Origin of the sequence: Aeromonas sp. MR16 (genome assembly GCF_022549315.1) — a bacterium.
Classification (GTDB): domain Bacteria; phylum Pseudomonadota; class Gammaproteobacteria; order Enterobacterales; family Aeromonadaceae; genus Aeromonas; species Aeromonas aquatica.
In genome coordinates, this window is the sequence record NZ_JAKZFK010000065.1 from 1 (window position 1) to 1,086 (window position 1,086).

1 tRNA gene and 2 rRNA genes are annotated in these 1,086 nt (G+C 47.8%); all 3 read right to left on the bottom strand.

What is annotated here, in order from left to right:
* Positions 1 to 367, bottom strand: a 23S ribosomal RNA gene (locus MM194_RS21725); the annotation flags it as partial.
* A 239-nt stretch (positions 368 to 606) separates the two neighbouring features.
* Positions 607 to 682 (bottom strand) — tRNA-Glu (locus MM194_RS21730).
* 283 nt (positions 683 to 965) lie between these two features.
* Positions 966 to 1,086: ribosomal RNA gene (locus tag MM194_RS21735) — 16S ribosomal RNA — on the bottom strand; the annotation flags it as partial.

Genomic DNA, 1,086 nt, shown 5'->3' on the forward strand with positions numbered 1-1,086 from the left:
TACTCGATTTCACATCAAGGTTGTTTTCGTGTACGGGGCTATCACCCTGTATCGCTGGCCTTTCCAGGACCATTCCACTAACTTCCAAGCTGCTTAAGGGCTAATCCCCGTTCGCTCGCCGCTACTAAGGGAATCTCGGTTGATTTCTTTTCCTCGGGGTACTTAGATGTTTCAGTTCTCCCGGTTCGCCTCGTTAAGCTATGTATTCACTTAACGATACCCAGCTTGTGCTGGGTGGGTTTCCCCATTCGGAAATCTGTGAGTAATAGCGTCTCTTACCGACTTCTCACAGCTTATCGCAGGTTAGTACGTCCTTCATCGCCTCTGACTGCCAAGGCATCCACCATGTACGCTTAGTCACTTAACCATACAACCCCAAGAAGTGTCGTCGAAACGGCACGGCTTGTTGCTGTACAACAAGGACCAAAAATAAATTTTGGTTTTCGCCAAGAAGTTTCCAAAGCACTTGTAACAAATGTTTGAGAACTACTTTTTAAATCAGCTTTCCAGATTGTTAAAGAGCATGTTTGCAACGGTCATCGACCGAAGAAAACAGAGTTAAGAATCAGTTTCTTAACTCTGCATTCTTGTTAGCAAGAAGAGAAGTGGCGTCCCCTAGGGGATTCGAACCCCTGTTACCGCCGTGAAAGGGCGGTGTCCTAGGCCTCTAGACGAAGGGGACGAAAATCATGTTTTGCGAAGGTCACTTCGCAATGATTTTCGTAAAGGCGACGCCGAGCCTGCGAGGCTAGCGGCCTTTAGCGCTGTTCGTTGTTATTGCTAACTCTGAGTCGGGTAACGACTTGCGTCATTATTCACATCCCAACCCAACGAACGGGCTTCTCTCGTTTGGCTTTCACCAAACAAGCACTGACGCGACATCACTGGCGCATCAGGTCTTTGCTCTAACTACTTTGAATCAAGTCAATCTGTGTGAACACTCAACAACTTCGTCATCATTAAGGTAAGGAGGTGATCCAACCCCAGGTTCCCCTAGGGTTACCTTGTTACGACTTCACCCCAGTCATGAATCACACCGTGGTAAACGCCCTCCCGAAGGTTAAGCTATCTACTTCTGGTGCAACC